General features: G+C 68.1%; 18 protein-coding genes. 10 read left to right on the top strand and 8 right to left on the bottom strand.

Annotated elements, in window-relative coordinates; translation table 11 throughout:
* Positions 1–130 precede the first annotated feature (130 nt).
* From ACP7C5_RS10730 to ACP7C5_RS10685, 10 genes are all read left to right on the top strand, one after another.
* Positions 131–331, top strand: a complete 201-nt coding sequence (locus tag ACP7C5_RS10730) for a hypothetical protein (protein WP_426264224.1) — start codon at positions 131–133, stop codon at positions 329–331.
* Between the two features lie 57 nt (positions 332–388).
* On the top strand, positions 389–1369 hold the full coding sequence (locus ACP7C5_RS10725) for an aldo/keto reductase (RefSeq protein ID WP_426264223.1): 981 nt from the start codon (positions 389–391) through the stop codon (positions 1367–1369).
* A gap of 209 nt (positions 1370–1578) precedes the next feature.
* Positions 1579–2700: an 8-amino-7-oxononanoate synthase gene (locus ACP7C5_RS10720; RefSeq protein WP_426264222.1), complete on the top strand. Its 1122-nt coding sequence runs from the start codon at positions 1579–1581 to the stop codon at positions 2698–2700.
* A complete protein-coding gene (bioD, locus tag ACP7C5_RS10715; protein WP_189675667.1) occupies positions 2697–3323 on the top strand; it encodes a dethiobiotin synthase in 627 nt (208 codons plus the stop codon). Before ACP7C5_RS10720 ends, bioD begins: the two co-directional genes overlap by 4 nt.
* Positions 3320–4567, top strand: a complete 1248-nt coding sequence (locus ACP7C5_RS10710; RefSeq protein WP_426264221.1) for an adenosylmethionine--8-amino-7-oxononanoate transaminase — start codon at positions 3320–3322, stop codon at positions 4565–4567. The genes bioD and ACP7C5_RS10710 overlap by 4 nt, the downstream gene beginning before the upstream one ends.
* Positions 4568–4642: 75 nt before the next feature.
* Positions 4643–6775 carry a TonB-dependent siderophore receptor gene (locus ACP7C5_RS10705; protein WP_426264220.1) on the top strand — a complete coding sequence of 711 codons (2133 nt, stop codon included), beginning with the start codon at positions 4643–4645 and terminating at the stop codon, positions 6773–6775.
* 18 nt (positions 6776–6793) lie between these two features.
* Positions 6794–7096, top strand: coding sequence for a hypothetical protein (locus ACP7C5_RS10700; protein ID WP_426264219.1), 303 nt, complete (start codon positions 6794–6796; stop codon positions 7094–7096).
* Entirely contained in the window at positions 7093–8634 is a 1542-nt protein-coding gene (locus ACP7C5_RS10695) for a PepSY-associated TM helix domain-containing protein (RefSeq protein ID WP_426264218.1), read from the top strand. The genes ACP7C5_RS10700 and ACP7C5_RS10695 overlap by 4 nt, the downstream gene beginning before the upstream one ends.
* Positions 8631–8918: a DUF3325 domain-containing protein gene (locus ACP7C5_RS10690; protein WP_426264217.1), complete on the top strand. Its 288-nt coding sequence runs from the start codon at positions 8631–8633 to the stop codon at positions 8916–8918. Before ACP7C5_RS10695 ends, ACP7C5_RS10690 begins: the two co-directional genes overlap by 4 nt.
* Before the next feature lie 73 nt (positions 8919–8991).
* Positions 8992–10236, top strand: coding sequence for an NAD(P)/FAD-dependent oxidoreductase (locus tag ACP7C5_RS10685; protein ID WP_426264216.1), 1245 nt, complete (start codon positions 8992–8994; stop codon positions 10234–10236).
* A gap of 4 nt (positions 10237–10240) precedes the next feature.
* Here the strand turns inward: ACP7C5_RS10685 and ACP7C5_RS10680 are convergent, their stop codons facing one another.
* The 8 genes from ACP7C5_RS10680 to ACP7C5_RS10645 form a co-directional block, all read right to left on the bottom strand.
* The gene (locus ACP7C5_RS10680; RefSeq protein ID WP_426264215.1) at positions 10241–10945 is read right to left on the bottom strand and encodes a haloacid dehalogenase type II; all 705 of its coding nucleotides are present in this window, start codon (positions 10943–10945) and stop codon (positions 10241–10243) included.
* Positions 10942–12036, bottom strand: a complete 1095-nt coding sequence (hisC, locus tag ACP7C5_RS10675; RefSeq protein WP_426264214.1) for a histidinol-phosphate transaminase — start codon at positions 12034–12036, stop codon at positions 10942–10944. Before hisC ends, ACP7C5_RS10680 begins: the two co-directional genes overlap by 4 nt.
* 71 nt (positions 12037–12107) lie before the next feature.
* The gene (locus tag ACP7C5_RS10670; protein ID WP_322160111.1) at positions 12108–13823 is read right to left on the bottom strand and encodes a DEAD/DEAH box helicase; all 1716 of its coding nucleotides are present in this window, start codon (positions 13821–13823) and stop codon (positions 12108–12110) included.
* Positions 13824–14027: 204 nt separating this feature from the next.
* Complete coding sequence (locus tag ACP7C5_RS10665; RefSeq protein ID WP_426264213.1) at positions 14028–14165, bottom strand: hypothetical protein; 138 nt, start codon at positions 14163–14165, stop codon at positions 14028–14030.
* On the bottom strand, positions 14162–14578 hold the full coding sequence (locus ACP7C5_RS10660) for a type II toxin-antitoxin system HicB family antitoxin (protein WP_426264212.1): 417 nt from the start codon (positions 14576–14578) through the stop codon (positions 14162–14164). Before ACP7C5_RS10660 ends, ACP7C5_RS10665 begins: the two co-directional genes overlap by 4 nt.
* Before the next feature lie 9 nt (positions 14579–14587).
* A complete protein-coding gene (locus ACP7C5_RS10655; RefSeq protein ID WP_206365625.1) occupies positions 14588–14779 on the bottom strand; it encodes a type II toxin-antitoxin system HicA family toxin in 192 nt (63 codons plus the stop codon).
* Positions 14780–14815: 36 nt separating this feature from the next.
* Entirely contained in the window at positions 14816–15997 is a 1182-nt protein-coding gene (locus ACP7C5_RS10650; protein WP_426264211.1) for an NAD(P)/FAD-dependent oxidoreductase, read from the bottom strand.
* A 44-nt stretch (positions 15998–16041) separates the two neighbouring features.
* The gene (locus tag ACP7C5_RS10645; protein ID WP_426264210.1) at positions 16042–16395 is read right to left on the bottom strand and encodes a HesB/IscA family protein; all 354 of its coding nucleotides are present in this window, start codon (positions 16393–16395) and stop codon (positions 16042–16044) included.
* Positions 16396–16463 lie beyond the last annotated feature (68 nt).

Here is a 16463-nt window from a genome sequence, read left to right as displayed (position 1 = left end):
TCGTTTCGGGCATTCGCCCTGGTCCTGAACACAGCCATAGCCGCGGCAACTGAACGCCGCTTGACCGGAAAAGTGCCGGCTCGTCGCACACCGCTGGACAGGCGCGCCGCTCGCTCGCTAACGCGCCGCTATGAGTGTCACCGCAACGATTATGAATTCCGCCACCGGCGAGCCTATCCAGAAGATGGTCTTCGGCCGCATGCCCAAGCCCTGGGCGTCCTTCACGCTCAGCTCGGGCGAACTCGTCACCGCCGACCGCGTCGATGTCGGCAAGCCTGCCCCCGGCAAGTTCGTCGTGCCGGTTTCGGTGTGGGTCACGCCGAAGAAATAAGCCGGAGCGCTCTCGCCGCTGGTTCGTTGGCCATCCGACACCAACCGAGGAACGCACATGGATTATATCAAACTCGGCGCGACCGGGCTCGACGTCTCGCGGCTGTGCCTCGGCTGCATGACCTTCGGCGTCCCCGATCGCGGCACCCACGCCTGGACGCTCGACGAAGCGACCAGCCGCACGATCCTGCAAAAGGCGGTCGAAGCCGGGATCAATTTCTTCGACACCGCCAATGTCTATTCGGACGGCACGTCGGAGGAGATCGTCGGGCGTGCACTCAAGGACTTTGCGCGCCGCGACGAGGTCGTGATCGCGACCAAGGTGCACGGCCGGATGCGTCCCGGCCCGAACGGCGCCGGGCTCAGCCGCAAGGCGATCCTGACCGAGATCGATGCCAGCCTGGAGCGGCTCGGCACCGACTATGTCGATCTCTACCAGATCCACCGCTTCGACCCCGAGGTCGCGATCGAGGAGACGCTCGAGGCGCTCCACGACGTCGTCAAGGCCGGCAAGGCCCGCTATATCGGTGCCTCGTCGATGTTCGCCTGGCAGTTCGCGACGATGCTTCACACGTCCGAGGCGAATGGCTGGACGCGCTTTGCGACGATGCAGGATTATCTCAACCTGCTCTACCGCGAGGAGGAGCGCGAGATGCTGCCGCTCTGCGCCGCCGAAGGGATTGGCGTGATCCCGTGGAGCCCGCTCGCGCGCGGCCGGCTGACGCGCGACTGGGACGATGCGACGGAGCGATCGCAGACCGATACATTCGGCGCGACGCTCTACAGCCACACCGCCGACGCCGATCGCCGCGTGGTCGAGCGCGTCGCCGAGATCGCCAAGGAACGCGGCGTGCCGCGCGCGCAGATCGCGCTCGCCTGGGTGCTGGCGAAACCTGAGGTCTCGGCGCCGATCGTGGGGGCGTCGAAGGTCGCGCATCTCGACGATGCGCTGGCGGCGCTAGAGACCGGGCTGACCGAGGCCGAGATCGCGCGGCTCGAAGAGCCGTACGTCCCGCACGCGGTCGTTGGTTTTTCCTAACGGGCCCCGCGCCTTCCGTCATCCCGCCTGCCCCGTCATACACTCCCGCCGTCACCCTCGCGAAAGCGAGGGTCCCGCTTCTTCTGCGCGCCGCGGGCCAGAAGCGGGATCACCGCTTTCGCGGGGATGACGGGGGGAACGCGGGTGAACCCCGCCCCAAAAGCGCAACCCCATCGCGCGACGCCGCCAACCGCGTTAGGGCGTGCGCGATGTCCCTTCTCGCCGCCCACGCCCGCGACCTTGAGTCGCTCGGGCAGACCCACCGCCGACGCACGCTGACCCCGCGCACCGGGCTCGATTTCGCCTCGAACGATTATCTCGGCCTCGCCGCGTCGCCGCGGCTGCGCGAAGCCGTGGCGGCGGCGCTGGCGCGCGGCGTGCCGATCGGCTCGGGCGGATCGCGCCTGCTGCGCGGCAACGATCCCGAGCACGAAGCGCTCGAGGTGGAAGCCGCGGCCTTTTTCGGGAGCGAGTCAGCGCTCTATTTCTCCAGCGGTTTCGCCGCCAATGCCGCGCTGTTCGCCACGCTGCCGCAGACCGGCGACCTGATCGTCCACGACGCGCTGATCCACGCCAGCGCGCACGACGGGATGCGGCTCGCGCGTGCGCCAGCGCAAAGCGTCGCCCATAACGACGCACAGGCGTTCGACGACGCGATCTCCGCCTGGCGCCGCGCAGGCGGAACGGGCACGCCGTGGATCTCGGTCGAGAGCCTCTACAGCATGGACGGCGACCAGGCCCCGCTCGCCGATCTCGCCGGTATCGCGCAACGCCACGACGCCATGCTGCTGATCGACGAGGCACATGCCACCGGCGTGTTCGGCCCCGACGGCCGCGGTTTGGCTGCCGCGCTCGACGGACGCGCCGACGTGATCACGATGCGCACCTGCGGCAAGGCGCTCGGCTGCGAAGGCGCGCTCGTGTGCGGGCCCGCGATCGTGCGCGACTTCCTGATCAATCGCGGACGCGCCTTCATTTTCTCGACCGCCCCCTCTCCGCTGATGGCGAGCGCGGTGCGCGCCGCGCTCGCCATCCTCGCCGACGAACCCGAGCGCCGTACGCGGCTCGACGCGCTGATCGTCCATGCCGGCCAAGTGCTCGCGCCGCTCGGCGCGACGGTGACGGGCTCGCAGATCGTTCCGCTGATCGTCGGCGACCCCGAAGCGACGATGGCGCTCGCCGCGCGCCTGCAGGCGGCGGGCTTCGACGTGCGCGGCATCCGCCCGCCGACGGTGCCGCCGGGAAGCGCGCGCCTGCGCATCTCGATCACGCTCAACGTCGACATCGCCGATATAGACCGTCTCGCCACTTGCCTGGAAGCTTTGTCATGATCCCCCGCATCGTCGTCACCGGCACCGATACCGACATCGGCAAGACCGTCTTTGCCGCCGCGCTCGCTGGCGCACTCGGCGCGGCCTATTGGAAACCCGTGCAAGCCGGGCTCGACGACGGCAGCGATGCCGCGCGCGTCGCGGCGCTGAGCGGCCTGCCCGCGAGCCATATCCTGCCCGAGGCGTATCGGCTCGTCACACCGTGCTCGCCGCACCGCGCCGCGCGGATCGACGGCGTGACGATCGATGCCGACGCGCTCGATCCGCCGCCGCACGATGGCACGCTGGTGATCGAAGGCGCGGGCGGCGTGCTCGTGCCGGTCAACGACACGACGCTCTACGCCGATATCTTCGCGCGCTGGGGCGATCCCGTGGTGCTCGTCGCGCGCACCGCGCTCGGCACGATCAACCACAGCCTGCTTTCGATCGAGGCGCTGCGCGCGCGCGGCGTGCCGATCCTCGGCGTGGCCTTTATCGGCGAGCCGGTCGAGGACAGCGAGGCGACGATCGCGCGGATCGGGGGCGTCCGCCGCCTCGGCCGGTTGCCGTTGCTGCCGACGCTCGACCGCGCGACGCTTGCCGCCGCCTTTGCTGCGCACTTCTCGCTCGAGGATTTCCGATGAGCTCGCCCGTCTGGCACCCCTTCACGCAGCACGGCCTCGGCGAGACGATCCCGCGTGTCACGCGCACCGAGGGCGCGTTTCTCTACACCGATGACGGCCGCCGGATCATCGATGCGATCTCGTCGTGGTGGGTGACGACGCATGGCCATTGCCATCCCGCGATCATGGCGGCGATCGCCGATCAAGCGAGCAAGATGGACCAGATCATCTTCGCCGGCTGGACGCACGAGACCGCCGAGACGCTCGCGCAAGGCCTGGTGGAGATCATGCCGCCCGCACTCGAGCATGTCTTCTTCTCGGATTCGGGATCGACCGCGGTCGAGGTCGCGCTCAAGATGGCGCTCGGGTTCTTCGCCAATCGCGGTGAACCGCGCAACCGCATCCTCGTGCTCGAGCACAGCTATCACGGCGACACGATCGGCGCGATGTCGGTCGGCGCGCGCGGCGTCTACAACCAGGCCTATGCGCCGCTGCTGTTCGATGTCGGCACGATCCCCTACCCCGCCGCGGGCGCCGAGCAGGCGACGCTCGATGCGCTCGAGCAAGCGTGCCGCGCCGCCCCGGCCGCGTTCATCGTCGAGCCGTTGGTGCTCGGCGCGGGCGGGATGCTCTTCTATCCGCCTCGCGTGCTCGCAGAGATGCGCGCGATCTGTGCGCGCCACGGCGTGCTGTTCATCGCCGACGAGGTGATGACGGCGTGGGGCAGGACCGGCACGCTGCTGGCGTGCGAGCAAGCCGGCGTCGTGCCCGACATCCTGTGCCTGTCGAAGGGCCTGACGGGCGGCGCGGTTCCGCTCGCAGTGACAATGGCAACCGCCGAAATCTTCGACGCGCACTATTCGGACGACCGCTCGCGGATGTTCTTCCACTCGTCGAGCTACACCGCGAACCCGATCGCGTGCGCCGCCGCCAACGCCAATCTCGAAATCTGGCGCACCGAGCCCGTGCTCGATCGCATCGCCGATCTCGCGCAGCGCCAGGCGGGCTGGGCCGAGCAGTTGCGCCTACTGCCGACGATCCACAATGCCCGCGTCTGCGGGACGATCGCGGCATTCGAACTGGCGAGCGCGACGGGCACCTATCTCGATGGCCTCGGCCCGCGGTTGCTCGCGTTCTTCAAGCAGCGCGACCTGTTGCTCCGTCCGCTCGGCAACACCGTCTACGTCATGCCGCCCTACTGCATCGACGATGCCAGCCTGGGCGAAATCTACAGCGCGATCGCCGAGGCAAGCGAGACGCTTTGACGCCTTCTTGATAACGCTATTGATAAGCGTTCGCAAATACGTCACTAGGCCCCGCGACACCAAAGGGACCAGTGAATGAAGCGTTTTGTCATCTCCGCAGTGCTGCTGAGCTCCGCCGTCTATGCCGCACCGGCGATGGCGGAGGACGAAGCCGAGGACGGCCCCGCGATCGTCGTCACCGGCGCGCGCCCAAGCAGCGAGGCCACCGCCGGCACCAAGAGCTCGGCACCGATCGCCGAGACGCCGCAATCGATCAGCGTCATCAGCGCCGCCGACATCGCCGACCTCGGCCTGTCGAACCTCAACCAGGCGCTGCGTTTCGTCGCCGGCGTCACCACCGAGCAGCGCGGGTCGAGCGCCGAAGTCTATGACCAGTTCAAGCTGCGCGGGTTCGACGCGCCGCAATTTCTCGACGGGCTCAAGCTGATCGGCGGGGCAAGCTATCTCGAGCCCCAGATCGACGTCTCGCGGCTTGACCGGATCGAAGTGATCAAGGGCCCCGCCTCCGTGCTCTACGGCCAGTCGGGCCCGGGCGGCCTCGTCGCGCTGTCGAGCAAGCTCCCGCTCGACAAGCCGTTCTACGGTGCGGTGTCGGGGACCTACGGCAGCTACGACCTGTACCGCGCCGACGCCGATGTCGGCGGCAAGATCGGCGATGCGGTGCTGTGGCGCGTCAACGGCAGCGTCAACGGCGCACACACGCAGCAAACCTTCAGCGCGCGCGAGCGCCAGACCGTCTCGGGCGCGCTGACCTTCAATCTCGACCACGCGACCAAGTTGACCCTGCTCGGCGCCTATTCGAACGATCCGCAGAACGGCAGCTACGGCGTGTTCCCGGCATCGGGCACCTTCCTCGCCAACCCTAACGGCAAGCTGTCGACCTCGACCGACTTCGGCGAGCCCGGCAACTACTTCAAGCGCGCGCAGGTCGCCGCGACCTATATCCTGACGCACGAGATCAACCCCGACTGGAACATCCGCGCGTCGGGCCGCTACCAGCACGGCACCTCGCGGCTCGGGATCGTCTACGCATCGGGATCGCTGGTCGATGTCGGCAACCCGAATTCGACGCTCTACAACCGCGCGTCCTATGCGACGCGCGAGCGCAGCGACTCGTGGGTGTTCGACAATCAGGTCCACGGCCGTTTCGCCACGGGCGCGGTGAAGCATGACGTGCTGTTCGGCGTCGATTACCAGACCGGCAACGCGCGCTCGATCAACGCCTTCGGCTCGGCGACGCCGCTCAACGGCTATGCCCCCGTCTATGGCACGATGGTCGTGCCGCAGAGCCCTGCCGCGGTGCCGAACTCTTTCAGCCTGAACGACAACAAGCCCCGCTCAAACCAGGCGGGCGTCTATGCGCAGGATCAGCTCTCGTACGGCGCGTTGCGCGTGCTGCTCAGCGGGCGACAGGACTGGGCGTCGGTCCGCACCGCGCCAGGCACCGCGTCGCAGGACTCGCAGAAGTTCACCTATCGCGCCGGCGCGCTCTACACGCTGCCGTTCGGGCTCGCACCCTATGTCAGCTACTCGACCTCGTTCGAGCCCAACGGCACGCTGTCGCAGCCGAACGGCGTGATCACCGTCGCCAAGCCATCCGAGGGCAAGCAGATCGAGGCCGGCGCGAAATATACCGTGCCGGGCACGCAGATGCTCGTCACCGGCGCGTGGTTCCAGATCGACCAGACCAACCTCATCACCACCAACCCGCTCACCAACGTCTCGACGCAGAGCGGCCGGGTCCGCTCGAGCGGCGTCGAGGTCGAGGCGAGCGCGCCGCTGCCCTACGGCTTCAACGCCAAGCTCGCCTATAGCCGGCAGAAGGTCCGCACCACCGCCGACGCCAACCCCGCCAATATCGGCGCGGGGATCCTCGGCGTCGGGCGCGGCGGCGTGTCGGGCAATCTCGAATGGGCGCCGCGCGGCGGCAAGTGGCAGGGCTTCGCGATCGGCGGCGCGGTGCGCCATGTCGACAGCATCTATGCCGGTGGTGCTGCGCGGACGAGCACGCCGGGTTTCACGCTGGTCGATGCGCTGGTGCGCTTCGATCTCGGCACGATCGCGCCGCGCTTCGCCGGCGTGTCGCTCGGGGTCAACGCCGCCAACCTGTTCGACAAGAAATATGTCACGACCTGCTATCTCGATTATGCCTGGTGCTGGTACGGCAACCGCCGCACCGTGCAGGGCACGATCGCCTATCGGTTCTGAGGGCAGATGCGGCAGGGCATGAAGCACGACCGACGCGTTTGGCGACACCGCGCCGACACCGCGCTGCGCGTCGTCGTCGCCATGCCCGGCGGCTATGCGGTGGCGAGCTTGTGGGCGATGGCGCTCGCGCGGATCCTGCCCGGCGGGCCAGCCGAGGCGACCTTCACCGCGACGCTCGTCGCGTTCGCGCTGTGCGCCTTCACCGCGATGTGGGCATTCGCCGCGCGCAGCGGCTGGCGCGCGGCATGGACGACGCTGATAGGCGGCGGCATCGCCGCCGCGATCGCGTTCGGGTCGATCGCGCTGACGGGTCGCGCGTGAGCAAGGGCTTTCGGCAGAGCCAGGCGACGCTCCACACCTGGTCGGGGCTGCTCGTCGGCTGGGTGCTGTTCATCGTCTTCGTGACGGGCACCGCCGCCTATTGGCGCGAGGCGATCAACCGCTGGGCGCAACCCGAACTCCCGCCGATCGAGCAGCCAGCGCGCGTCGTCCGCGGCGCGCAGCTGCTGCTGCACCGCGAAGCCCCTGACGCCGCAAGCTGGTTCATCACCGTGCCGAGCACGCGCTCGGCGAGCGGCAGCGTCTTCTGGATGCCGGGCGCCAAAGCGCCGCCCACGCCCGGCGAGACCAGCGCGCGCATCGATGCCAATGGCGCCAAGGTCGTGGCGCGCGCGACGCTCGGCGGCGACTTCTTCTACCGCTTCCACTTCGACCTGCATTACGTGCCGTCTTATGTCGCGCGCTGGATCGTCGGGATCTGCGCGATGTTCATGCTCGTCGCGATCCTCAGCGGGATCGTGACGCACAAGAAGATCTTCCGCGATTTCTTCACCTTTCGCGGCGGCAAGGGGCAACGCTCGTGGCTCGACGGGCACAATGCCGTCGCGGTGCTCGGCCTGCCGTTTCACTTGATGATCACCTATACCGGGCTCGTCACGCTGATGACGCTGCTGATGCCGTGGGCGGCGGTCGCCAATTACAGCGCCCCCTTCAGCTTGGGTCGCCTGCTCTATCCCGAGGCTCCGGCAGTCCCGCGTGCCGACCGGCCCGCCCGGCTGGTCGATCTTGCCGCGGTGCTGCGCGATGGCGAGCGGCGGCTCCGCGCGCCGGTCGATGTCATCAGCGTCACCGCACCGGGCGATGCCTCGGCGCGGATCCTGCTGTCGCAAAGCAACCACGGCACGCTGTCGAGCCTGACGCCGCGGCTGACCTATGACGGCGTGAGCGGACGCCTGCTCTGGGCCTCGCCGCTGCCGGGCGCGGCCGCAGTGACGGCGGGCGCGATGATCGGGGTCCATGCCGGGCGCTTCGCCGACGCCGCGATCCGCTGGGTCTATTTCCTGTGCGGCATCGGCGGATCGGTGATGGTCGCAAGCGGGCTGCTGCTGTGGAGCGTCAAACGCCGCGAGAAATTGCCCGATCCAGCATGCCCGCCGTTCGGCTTCCGATTGGTCGAGCGGCTCAATATCGGTTTCGTCGCGGGCTTCCCGGCGGCGATGGTCGGCTTCCTGTGGGCGAACCGCCTCCTGCCGCTCACCCTCCCGGCGCGCGCCGAGGCCGAGATCAATGCGATGTTCGTGCTCTGGGGAGCGCTGCTGCTCCACGCCTTTCTCCGCCGCCCGCGGCGTGCCTGGGTCGAGCAACTCGCGCTGACCGCAGCGCTGCTGCTCGCGCTCCCGCTGTTCGACATGCTGGCGACGGCGCGCGGCTTGCCGGCGATGATCGCGGCGGGGGACGCCACGCTCGCCGGTGTCGACCTGACGCTGATCGCGCTCGGGCTTGCCTATGCCGCGATCGCGCGCGGCGTTCACCGGCATGTGCCCGCGCGACGCCGATCGCGCAGCCAGGCGCGCGGATGACCGCGCTCCCCTTCCTTGCCGCTATCCTCGCCTTCGTGCTGTTCGGGCTGGCGACCGACCAGCATCACGGCAAGCGCTTCCGGCGCGCGTGCCCGCGGGGCCGCGCCACTAGGTTGCGCGCAACCGCGTGGACGCTCCTCTCGCTGGCATTCGCGCTGTCGATGATCGCGTGGGGCGCGGTGTTCGGCCCAATCGGCTGGTTCGCGTCGATCATCAGCGGGGCCGCGCTGGCCTTTGCCGCCTTGAACTTCATCCCGCTCCCGGCGCGGCGGCCTCGCGGCTGATATCGCGCTTCGGGCTGGACAGATCGGCGCGTTGCCCGCACGTCAGCCGCCACGAGGATCAAGAGGGGCCGACATGACCGACACCGCGCTTTCGTTCGATGTTTTGATCGTGGGTGCGGGGCATGGCGGGGCGCAAGCGGCGATCGCACTACGCCAGCGCGGTTTCGAGGGGACGATCGCGCTGCTCGGCGATGAACCCGAGCCTCCCTATGAGCGCCCCCCGCTGTCGAAGGACTATCTCGCTGGCGAAAAGCCCTTCGAGCGGATCCTGATCCGACCCGCGGCCTTCTGGGTCGAGCGCACGATCACGCTACTGCCGGGCCGCACGGTGGTATCGGTCGATCCTGCCGCGCACGTCGTCACCACCGCCGAGGGTGCGACCATCGGCTATTCGAGCCTGATCTGGGCGACCGGCGGTCCGCCGCGCCGATTGACGTGCGCGGGGCATGACCTACGCGGCGTCCACGGCGTGCGCACCCGCGCCGATGTCGACCAGATGATCGCCGAACTGCCCGACGTGCGCCACGTCATCGTGATCGGCGGCGGCTATATCGGGCTTGAGGCGGCGGCGGTGCTGACCAAGCTCGGCAAGCACGTCACCGTGCTCGAGGCCGCGCCGCGCGTGCTCGCGCGCGTTGCCGGCGAAGCGCTCTCGCATTTCTACGAGGCCGAGCACCGCGCGCACGGCGTCGACCTGCGCACCGGCGTCACGGTCACAAGCATCGAGGGCCAAGACGGCGCTGCGACGGGGGTACGGCTCGCCGATGGCAGCGTGGTGGCGGGTAGCATGGTGGTCGTCGGGATCGGGATCGTCCCAGCGGTCGCGCCGCTGATCGAGGCGGGCGCCGCTGGCGGCAATGGCGTGACGGTCGATGCCTTCTGCCGCACCTCGCTTCCCGACGTGTTCGCGATCGGCGACTGTGCCGCGCACTCCAACCCCTATGCCGATGGCGCGACGATCCGGCTCGAATCGGTCCAGAACGCCAACGATCAGGCGACGGTCGTCGCGCGCGTGCTGACGGGCGATCCGCAGCCCTATGATGCGGTGCCGTGGTTCTGGTCGAACCAATATGATCTGAAGCTGCAGACCGTCGGGCTTTCGACCGGCTTCGATACGGCGGTGCTCCGCGGCGATGTCTCCACGCGGCGCTTCTCGGTCGTCTATCTCAAGCGCGGCAAGGTGATCGCGCTCGATTGCGTCAACATGACGCGCGATTACGTCCAGGGCCGTGCGCTGGTGATGGCACGCGCCGTGATCGATCCCGCATTGCTGGCCGATGCGGACGTGCCGTTGAAGGAAATGCTGGCGGCGGGCTGACGCGTCAGCAGCCGAGGCGGTCGGCCAATTCGGTCAGCGACTCGGCGCTGTAATCCCACGCCTGTTCCGCGGCGCGGTCGGGCTTGGGCGCGCCGCCCAATTCCATCGGCCGATCGACATAGGCGGTCGCCAACCCACACGCCCGCGCCGCGGCAAGATCGCTGTGATGCGCGGCGACGAGGCATAGCGCTTCGGGCGCAATTCCCAGAATATCGGCGGTGCCGAGATAGGCCTGCGGCAACGGCTTGTAGATCCTGGTCGCCTCGGCCCCGAGGATCGCATCCCACGGCAGCCCGCCATGCCGCGCCAGCGCGAGCATGAGCGCGACATTGCCGTTCGACAGCGTGACGACCGGGAAGCGCGTCTTGAGCCGCGTCAATCCCGCGACCGCATCGGGCCACGGATCGAGCCGCCGCCACGCCAGCGCGAGATCGGCGAGCGTCGCTTCATCCGCCGCGATCCCGAGCCGCTCGACCAGCACGTCGAGTGTCTCGCGGTTGAGCACGTCGAGCCGCGTATAAGCGCGCCGGCCCGAACGGCACGCTTCCATCGCCGGCTGATACAGCCCGCGCCAGTCATCGGCGAAGCGCGCGGGATCGATATCCTCGCGCCCGATCCTCGCGAAAACCGCCGCAGCCTCGCGCGCGATGCTCGTCCGCCAATCGACGACGGTGCCGAACACGTCGAAGGCGAGCGCCTTGATCGTCACCCGGCGACGATCTCGCGCAGCGCCTCGGCGAGACCACGCGTCTCGGCCTCGGTGCCGATCGTCATGCGCAAGCCGTTGGCGAGCCCCTGCCCCGGCAGCCAGCGCACGATATAGCCGCGGCTGAGCAGCGCCTTGTACGCGGTCTCGGCGGTGACGGCGCCTTCGAACAGCACGAGCAGGAAGTTGGCTTCGCTCGGGACGACGCGCAGGCCCGCGTTGCCGAGCTTGCCCATCTCCGCGCCGAACCACGCGCGCCATTCGCGATTGTGCTCGCGCGAGGCGGCGATGAAATCGGCCGCGCCGAGCGCCGCGATCGCGGCTTCCTGCCCCGCGGTCGTGCAGCAGAACGGCGCCCGGATGCGGTGCATCGCCGAGATCGCGTCCTCCGACCCGTACCCCCAGCCGATTCGCTCGGCGGCAAGGCCGTGGATCTTCGAGAAGGTGCGCGTCACGATGACGTTCGGCGCGTTCCGCGCGAGGTCGAGCCCGCCGTCGTCATCCTCGGGCGCGAGATATTCGGCATAGGCCTGATCGAGCACGAGCATCACGTGTGCCGGAAGCCCGGCATGGAGGCGCGCAATCTCTTCCTTGCGCGTGAAGGTGCCGGTCGGATTGTTGGGGTTGGCGACAAACACGACGCGCGTGCGCTCGGTGACCGCAGCGAGGATCGCATCGACATCGGTCGCATAGTCACGGTCGTCGGCGATGACGAGCGTCGCGCCGACACGACGCGTGGCGATCTCATAGACCGCGAAGCCGTAGCGCACCTGGATGATCTCGTCGCCCGGCCCGGCATAAGCGCCGGCGATGAGGTGGAGCACTTCATCCGATCCGGTGCCGTAGATAACGCGGGCGGGATCGAGATCGTGATGCGCCGCGATCGCCTCGCGCAGCAGTGCGGCGCCGGCATCGGGATAGCGTGCGAGATCGGCGGAATGGGCGGCGAAGGCGTCGACCGCTTGCGGGCTGGTGCCGAGCGGATTCTCGTTCGACGACAGCTTGATGACGGGCGCCCCACCCTCGCTCGTCGAGCGACCGGGCACATAGGGGGCGATGGCCATGATCCATGGCTTGGGCTGGGGTGCGTTCATGCCGCGTGGGTTAGCGGGGAAAGAGCGACACTTCAAATCCTCCCTCGCGCAGCGAGGGAGGATTTACGGGGTTAGCGTTGCGGGCGCTTGTTCGGCCCACCGGGCCGCAATGTCGGCCGCGGCTGATGCCGCACCGGTGCCGGCCCATTGGCACGCCGCGGGCTGCGCTCGGCCTCGACCGGGCCGCCTTGGACCTGCTCGAATTGCACGCCGCCTTCGGCTTCCTCGCCGGCGGTGCGCTTTACCGCCGCCATGAACTTGCCCGCGATGCCGCTCGGCACCTGGAACATCGTCTCGTTGGCGGCGATGCGGATCGCGCCGACTTCGTTCTTGGTGATATGCCCGCGACGGCAGATCAGCGGCAGGATCCAGCGCGGATCGGCATTCTGGCGACGCCCGATGTCCATGCGGAACCAGACGATATCGTCGAAGCCCTCGCGGTGATGCTCCTTGCCCGCCTCGCGCGGCGCGGATCCGCTCGCCTCGATCATTTCCTCGGGCGCCGGCATCCGCGCGCGATAGCTGCGCACCAGCGCCGCCGCGATATCCTCGGGGGTCTTCTTCTCGAGCAGCTGTGCCGCCAATGCGCGATCGTCCTCGTCGACTTCGACGTCTTCCATTAGCATCGTCATCAGCCGCGACTTGTCGGCCTTGCGGATGTCGTCGACGGTCGGCGCGTTCATCCACTCGACCGCGATCCGCGCGCCGCGCAGCATCATCTCGACGCGGCGCTTGCGCTGATACGGCACGATCAGGATCGCGGTGCCCTTCTTGCCCGCGCGACCGGTACGACCCGAGCGGTGCTGCATCGTCTCGGCATCGCGCGGCAGCTCGACGTGAACGACGAGCGACAGCGACGGCAGATCGATCCCGCGCGCCGCGACGTCGGTCGCGACGCAAACCCGCGCACGCTTGTCGCGCAGCGCCTGCATCGCGGCGTTGCGCTCGTTCTGGCTATGCTCGCCCGAGAGAGCGACCGCGGCGAACCCACGCTCGATCAGGCCAGCGTGAAGATGACGGACATTGTCGCGCGTCGCGCAGAACAGCATCGCGGTCTCGGCCTCGTGGAGGCGGAGCAGATTGACGACAGCATTCTCGATATCGGCCGGCGCCACGGTCACTGCCTGATATTCGATGTCGCCATGACCACGGTCCTCACCGACGGTCGAGATGCGCAACGCATCCTTCTGGTAGCGCTTGGCGAGCGCGACAATCGACTTGGGCATCGTCGCCGAGAAAAGCAGCGTGCGGCGCTCGGACGGCGAAGCGTCGAGGATCAGCTCGAGATCTTCGCGGAAGCCCATGTCGAGCATCTCGTCGGCTTCGTCGAGGATGACCGCCTTGAGGTTCGACAGATCGAGCGCGCCGCGCTCGATATGGTCGCGCAGACGGCCCGGCGTGCCGACGACGATATGCGTGCCATGCGCGAGGCTGCGGCGCTCGCGCGACGCGTCCATGCCGCCCACGCAAGTCGAAATGCGCGCGCCGGCCTTGCCGTAGAGCCATTCGAGCTCGCGGCTGACCTGCAGCGCGAGTTCGCGCGTCGGCGCGATCGCGAGCGCGAGCGGCGCGCGCGGCGGCGGGAGCAGGCCGTCCTCGGTCAGCAGCTGCGGCGCGATGGCGAGGCCGAATGCGACGGTCTTGCCCGACCCGGTCTGCGCCGAGACGATGACGTCGCGGCCTTCGGCCTCGGGCTGGATGACGGCGGCCTGGACAGGAGTCGGGGCTTCATAGCCACGGGCAGAGAGCGCTTCGGCAAGAAGCGTGGGGAGGTGTGAAAAGGGCATGGTATTCCGAATATGGGGGCGGCGGGTTCGCGCGCCAAAAAGGGCCCTTAGCACGGGTGCTGGAGAAAAGCACGGGGGGTGTGGATTCCGTCAGACGCGTTGGTAGGCGAGCGTCGCATTCGTGGCGAAAGGCGGCTGGCTGACGGCTGCGAACCAATCGCTGCGGAATCCGGGAAGCGTCTCGAGGGTTGCAATCAGACCCGGTCATTCGCGCATTTCCTCATGGAAGATCCATGTTTGCCCGAGCGCCTCAATGTCGCAGCAGATCAGATCGGTGGTGAGTTCGTCGCGCTTGTAGAAAATGACGCGCGCGATATCGGCAGGCATCAACGCGAGCGTCACGCGGCTCGCTCGACCGACGGGACCGGCGAGTCGAGCGTCAGCGAAGCGATATAGCTCGACCGGCTCTGCCCCGCAGCGCGTGCCATCGCGTCGAGGCGCTTCAGGACTCGCCTTGGCAGGGTTACGTTGACTCGCTCGATCGTGTCTTCGAGAAGCGCGGGGTCGACCGAGATCACGCCGAACGCCCAGCCATCAAAGTCCGGATCCAGCCGCAGCGTATCGAGGCTTCGCGCCGGCGGAATTGCCGTGCCCGCGTCGAGCGCAGCATCGATCCACGCCGCTGCGGCTTCCTCGGCGCCGACGAGCGCGTCGTCGAGCGTATCACCCGCGGAAAAGCACCCCGGCAGATCGGGCACCACGACGCCGAAGGCGGTGCTGTTGCTACCAGGTTCGATGGCGATGGGATACCGCATGGAGAACACCTAGACCTTTGCCTGCTTGCGGATCGCAGCGACCAGCCCCGGCCCGAGATCCTTCTTGGGATGCGGCACGACGATATGCCCGCCGTGCTGTGGATGGGTGAAAACGTGGTGCGATCCCCGCACCCGATCGAGTGTCCACCCTGCCGATTTCAACTCACGAATGAGATCGGCGCTTTTCATCGTGCGCATCATACACACCGCCAGCTAAAAAGCAATTCGGTAGACGACCTACACCACCTGCCCCGCCGCCCAGCCGCTCGCCCAGGCCCATTGGAAGTTATAGCCGCCGAGCCACCCGGTCACATCGACCGCCTCGCCGATCGCGTACAGCCCCGGCACCTTCCGCGCCTCCATCGTCTGCGACGACAGTTCAGCGGTTGAAATGCCGCCTGCCGTCACCTCGGCTTTGGCGAAGCCTTCGGTGCCGTTCGGACTGAAGCGCCAATCGGCCAACTGCCGCGCTGCCGCATCGACCACCTTGTCGGTCGCCGCGCCCAGTTCGCCCTCGATCCCGAGCCGATCGGCGAGCGTCTCGGCAAGCCGCCCGGGCAGATGGTTCGACAGCACCGACGCGAGCGACACGCGCGGCCGGGCGTGCTTCACGCCGACCAGCCAGCCGGGCTTGAGATCGGGCAGGAAGTCGATCCCGACCGGCTCGCTATGGCGCCAGTAAGACGAGACCTGCAGGATCGCGGGCCCGCTCAGCCCCTTGTGCGTGAACAGCGCGGCCTCGCGGAATTTGGTCTTGCCCGCCTTGGCGACCACTTCCGCCGCCACACCCGAAAGCGAGCGGAACAAGGTTTCGTCGCCACCGAGCGTCAGCGGCACCAGGGCCGGGCGGGGCTCGACCACCTTCAGCCCGAAGCGCCGTGCGAGATCATAGGCAAAGCCGGTCGCGCCCATTTGCGGAATCGACGGGCCGCCGGTGGCGATGACGAGCGACGGCGCACTCGCGGTGCGATCGCCGAAACTAACGCGATACTGTCCATCGGCGTGGTCGATGTCGCGGATCGCTTCACCCAGCGCGATCTCCACCCCGCCTTTGTCGCACTCGTCCTGCAACAAGGCGACGATCTGCTTGGCGGACCCATCGCAGAACAATTGCCCGAGCGTCTTCTCGTGCCACGCAATCCCGTGTGCCTCGACCAGCGCCAGGAAATCCTGCGCGGTGTAGCGCCCGAGCGCCGACTTGGCGAAATGCGGGTTGGCCGAAATGTAGCGATCGGCCGCCGTGTGCACATTGGTGAAATTGCACCGCCCGCCACCCGAGATCAGGATCTTCTTGCCGATCGCCTCGGCATGATCGAGCAGCAGCACGCGGCGCCCGCGCTGGCCGGCGGTGAAAGCGCACATCAGCCCGGCCGCGCCGGCGCCGAGAATGATAGTGTCGTAGGTCGTTTGGGTCGTCATCGCCCGCCTGTGGACGCAAATCGGCGCTCAAGCCAGTGCACGGCTTAGACGGTGAAGCTTTCGCCGCACCCGCATGCACCCTTGGCGTTGGGATTGACGAACACGAAGCCTGCCGCAAAATCGTCCTCGACCCAATTCATCGTCGAGCCGATCAGATACAGGATCGACCCGCCGTCGACGAACAAAGTCCCGCCGGGCGTATCGATCCGCTCGTCGAACGGCTTGGCTTCGGTGACGTAATCGACCGAGTAGGCAAGCCCCGAACAGCCGCGCCGCGGCGTCGACAGCTTGACGCCGATCGCGTCCGCGGGCGCCTTGGCCATCAGCGTGGCGATCCGCGCCTCGGCCGTGGGCGTGAGGATCAGCGCAGCAGGGCGAACGCGGGTCATGGTGGTCATCGGCTTCTTCCTCCAAAGCCCCTCCCCTTCAGGGGAGGGGTAGGGGGTGGGGGAAGCCTCGCAGAGAC

The sequence above is a fragment of the Sphingomonas sp. PWP1-2 genome (genome assembly GCF_049898305.1).
Taxonomy (GTDB): Bacteria; Pseudomonadota; Alphaproteobacteria; order Sphingomonadales; family Sphingomonadaceae; genus Sphingomonas; species Sphingomonas glacialis.
This window is presented reverse-complemented; position numbering and strand designations above follow the sequence as displayed.